At 41.3% G+C, this 4,331-nt stretch carries 5 protein-coding genes and 1 pseudogene; all 6 read right to left on the minus strand.

Annotated features, from left to right (window positions below; translation table 11 throughout):
• Window positions 1-78 precede the first annotated feature (78 nt).
• Window positions 79-456 (minus strand): annotated as a pseudogene (locus tag IDH45_RS33640) (helix-turn-helix transcriptional regulator); the annotation flags it as partial.
• A gap of 191 nt (window positions 457-647) precedes the next feature.
• The gene (locus tag IDH45_RS33645) at window positions 648-1,160 is read right to left on the minus strand and encodes an AAA family ATPase (protein ID WP_190932536.1); all 513 of its coding nucleotides are present in this window, start codon (window positions 1,158-1,160) and stop codon (window positions 648-650) included.
• 117 nt (window positions 1,161-1,277) lie between these two features.
• Window positions 1,278-1,661 (minus strand): IolE/MocC family protein, encoded by a 384-nt coding sequence (locus tag IDH45_RS33650; RefSeq protein WP_190932537.1) that lies wholly within the window; start codon window positions 1,659-1,661, stop codon window positions 1,278-1,280.
• A gap of 437 nt (window positions 1,662-2,098) precedes the next feature.
• Window positions 2,099-2,599, minus strand: a complete 501-nt coding sequence (locus IDH45_RS33655; protein ID WP_263364930.1) for a GNAT family N-acetyltransferase — start codon at window positions 2,597-2,599, stop codon at window positions 2,099-2,101.
• A gap of 153 nt (window positions 2,600-2,752) precedes the next feature.
• Window positions 2,753-3,652 (minus strand): hypothetical protein, encoded by a 900-nt coding sequence (locus IDH45_RS33660; protein WP_190932539.1) that lies wholly within the window; start codon window positions 3,650-3,652, stop codon window positions 2,753-2,755.
• Window positions 3,653-3,853: 201 nt separating this feature from the next.
• Window positions 3,854-4,219, minus strand: coding sequence for a VOC family protein (locus IDH45_RS33665; protein WP_190932540.1), 366 nt, complete (start codon window positions 4,217-4,219; stop codon window positions 3,854-3,856).
• Between the last annotated feature and the right edge of the window lie 112 nt (window positions 4,220-4,331).

The following is a 4,331-nucleotide window of genomic DNA, read 5'->3' on the forward strand; positions in this document are numbered from 1 at the left end:
GGATTGTTCTTGCCGGAACGTTTCCCAGTATACTAGAGGCGCTTTCTTCGTTCAAAGCTCAAATTACTTCATTACAGGAATGGCTCCTTTTATTGAAATATGAAAGGACATTCGAGGATAGGCTTTTAGAGAAACGCCTTTATCGCGCGCAGATATCGGCATGACCCCATGAAGGTTCTTAAACGCCCGTGCAAACGCTTCTGGCGATTCGTATCCATATTTCATAGCTACATCAATAACCTTAGCTTCTGTTGTCTGCAGTTCAAATGCTGCTAATGTCAGCCGTCGACGCCGAATGTACTCAGAGAGTGATACTCCAGTAATAAACGGAAACATTCGTTGAAAATGATAAGTTGAGCAACAGGCTCTCTGCGCTATTTCATCATATGTGATAATATCCGATAGATTTGTTTCGATATATTCCATGGCGTTCTTCATCCTGTCCAACCAATCCATCGTTTCCCCTCCTTTCATGATAAATTTAAGGTAGATTGAAAATGATTACCGTGCATTTTCTGCACAAAAAAGTCAGCATGTCGATGATAATATAATTCTCCTTCGCTTGGTAGTACCGTTGAGGAAATCTGCCCTGTTAGCGGAGCAGGCTGCCGATGCCGGCAGCCTGTCGTCATGATGCTATCGTGCAATCAATAAAATTTTCTACGCTCCCGATCCAACTGTTCACACAACGTTTTCAAGCTTTCGGCCACAGTTTGGTGAGCTGTGTCGATGACGATATGATCACGGTCCCAAACATCGTACTGTCGGTTCCTGACTTTCTCCCACGTGGGTAGAGCTAAGCCAGGAATATCGGCTACACGCGTTTCGATTCGATGCCTGTGTTCACGATCGTCAGAGCATATCACTTCGATTTCCACAAACGGAGCTTCAAGAGATACCGCCACATTGCGCCAAGCTTGGCGCGTTACTTGGATCGGATTGACCGTATCTGCTATTACGTCGAGGCCCAACCGGAGATTCTGCGATGCAATCGCATAACACACGATGTAACCCGCAGGTCCATCAACCCACGTTCCAGCAGCCCGCATAGCCTGCTCCACGACATCAACCCGGAGATACGTTGCCTGTAACTCTCTAGCCAAAGCTGATGATAACGTGGACTTCCCGGTGCCTGGCAACCCGCTAAATATATAGAGCATTAAACTTGCCTCCTTGAAAAATAAAACGCATAACTGCCCGGTGTCTTCAACACATGAAACAGGAGCTGCCGCATAGGAGCTCCCCCTCTATCGTTCTCCGTTAGCGAAATAGAATTTTCACTTCGACTGGACCTTTAAATCTTCACCAATCAGCTTCGATCCTTCATAAAGGATACCATGGTCATAATTCTTAACATCAAAGTAACCATTGTAATAATCCCAAACATTTGGACGATTCGAAAATTCGGCAATAGTATCCAATATGCGTCTGAATAACTTATTTGCTTCAGCTTCTGTAAGATTCCCCTTAATCATAAGTCTGAATTTAACATCTTTTTCACCATTAAACGAAGATGCTGTAGTATCTATCCCATCAAGTTTTCTAAAAGAGTCCTCGGCTTTTACTACTGCTTCGCCAATATCTATGCTTGTTATCTTAGTACAAGATACTGTTAATAAAAATGAAATTAGTAATAGGACGAATGCCATCTTTCTACTCATCAACTTATTACCTCCTTCAATGGAAACAAAAGGGATTTATTAAATTACTCAACATATGATACCACATATTGGGGTTAAACTGCCCATTCGCAACGACGGCAGCCGAACCTTTTGGCCGGCTGCCGTCAGATAACAATCGAGCTATCGTACTCCGTTAGCGGAGTACCCGTTAGCCATACATGCAGCGCAAGTGCCGCACCAAAGATGATGAAAATGGTTAGAATCTGTCCACACTGCTACTCTGGCTGGGAGAGGAAGGTCAATGAACTATGGTGCCGTAGAGCCCATCCGTTAGTCTGATTCGAGCAACCACGGTCCATCACAGATGGTCGCTCCCTTTTGGGAAGCACTCATGGGAGATTAATCCTACTCTGGTTGCTGCACCAGCCTCATCTTTATTTTCAGCCTTGGTACTTTTTTTGAGGTTTTTCGAGGATTTAATTTTCATGGGAGTTCAATCGTAAGACCATTAAATATTCATCCCAATATTGACATTCAGTCTTTAGAGCATTTCGCTCAATTCCATAAGTGACAAAACCGATAGTTTCATAAAGTCGCTTTGCCGCGATATGATTTGTGATGACTGTGAGGTTAATCTGTTCAAGTCCATCATACTGTTTCGCCCTAATGACCAATTCTTGAATCAATGATTTACCTATTCCTTTTTCTCGAAATTCAGGTGAAACATACATAGCATAGATATTGCCCTTATGTACAATTTTGGGATTACTTTCTCTTACAAATGTTACGATACCAACGAGCTCATTATTGATAAAAGCACCTAAAGTAAATCGGTTATTAGGAGCAATGAGATTACGTTGTAGTTGCTCAATTGGTTTGTCTTTCTCAATTTCATATGTAGTTAAAAATGCCTCAGGGTTTTCCTTCAGAGACTTTAATCTTAACTCACGATAAATCGCGGCGTCTTCCGAATCCAAAATACGAATCTCCAATTTCCCACCTCGAGATGCTCGCTTTTTAAACCATATTCAACATCATCACTGTACAATCCTGCCCGTTTCTTCAACGATCAGGAGTAGGTCGCTGCGGCGCCAGTTCTTGATTTGGCTATCGTACCCGTTAGTGTAACATTATCCAGCAGATAAAAATGACAAAATAGTTTGTCCACCTTTTTCCATTTCTAACCAATGTTGTTTGTCACCCTCGATCAAATGGATATAATCAGGATACAAATGCATAATTATTTCTTCACCTTGATAATAGAAAGTAATGGTCTCCAGTAATTCATCTACCTCTCCAACTGGTTTATGTTTCAAAAAAACACCTTCTGAAAGCACTGAAGCTACACCCTTGATCCTAAATTCACTAAACAGGGCATAGGTGTGCTGTTTTTGACCGACCATTAAACCGCTATTTTGTATTTTTGTGAAGATATGATTTCCGTAATCGTTTTCACTTTTAACAAAAGCCTCAGCTAGTTTGTGAATTCCATTCGACACTTTAAGACGATCTTCGCCAATGGCTATTAATCCCCGTCCGATTACTTGAACTTGGTGTTCATCAGTCTCTGTATGCAATGTGTAAGTGTACTCTCCCACTTCAGATTGGTATCCGCTAGGAAAACCTCCAAAATAACGATGTTCAACAAGCAACAAAAATGGAACATTCTTCAGAATGAGAGGATCGGTAACAGTGATCGCTTTAGGATCATTTATATATCTGCCTATGGTCACTTTGTTCAAGATCATCTCATTTCGATTTACTTGCAACCACGGATATTTTTCATAAATGTCCATGACATCTTCGTAAAGCAATTGTTCCAATGATAATTGAGGAGTGGTTTGGATCACATTCAACTTTTCACTAAGCAAATCATTTGTTTTCTTCAGTTCTTCAATATCTTTTAGATATGTCTCTTCTTTTAAGCCCCATTGTTTTTTCTCTTCTTCCAAAATACTCAATTGATCATCTTTGCAACCCCCGAGAAACAAACCTACAAGTATCAAAAGAACCACAGATTTTATTTTCACAAGTAATTCACCTCCAATTTATATCATAAGATAAAAATTTCCCTGTTGTAACATATATTGGTTTTTACGACTTCAAGAAGAGAAAAAGTACCCCAAGGTTATTCCACTAAACTGCCAGTTAGCGGAGCGGAGTTCAAGCAATGCAAACAAGCGATGGATCGGTTCCACCGCTGAACTCTTGTCTTCGTTAGTTGAACAATGTTACATTTGAATTGCCGTCAAACGGTTCCCGTCAGGGTCTTCAATAATAACGATGTTGTCTTCTAGTATCTCTTTATGTACCGTAATCCCTGATTTCTTTAGAAACTGGAGGGTATGCCAAATATCATCAGTTTTAAAAAACATTATAGGTTGGGGTGATGGTGCTGCTCCATGATTTGAATCAAGCAAAACTCCGGTACCTTTGAATGGCAAGTTATAAATTGTAGATAGCCGCCCCTCAATATAGTCATCATTGTATGGCAAGTCAAACACACGGCTATACCATTCCACTGCTCGTTTCATGTCCGAAACGTGGATAAAAATTGAACCCACTCGTTTTTCAAGCCTGCTTTCCAGAGTTTTCATTTTAGTCCCTCCCAGTTACGTTTGTAGCCTCTCGGCATTCGCCGAGGCAGATGGGGCAAGGGATTCCCTATACCCTCCGGCGTATCCATCCTCCTACTTGCGTAGGGGGATT

Source organism: Paenibacillus oceani (assembly GCF_014705615.1).
Classification (GTDB): Bacteria; Bacillota; Bacilli; order Paenibacillales; family NBRC-103111; genus Paenibacillus_AB; species Paenibacillus_AB oceani.

Excerpts from the sequence above, each read along its gene's own strand:
- IDH45_RS33645 (WP_190932536.1), bottom strand. The coding sequence starts at position 1,160 with ATGCTCTATATATTTAGCGGGTTGCCAGGCACCGGGAAGTCCACGTTA.
- IDH45_RS33650 (WP_190932537.1), bottom strand. The coding sequence starts at position 1,661 with ATGAGTAGAAAGATGGCATTCGTCCTATTACTAATTTCATTTTTATTA.
- IDH45_RS33665 (WP_190932540.1), bottom strand. The coding sequence starts at position 4,219 with ATGAAAACTCTGGAAAGCAGGCTTGAAAAACGAGTGGGTTCAATTTTT.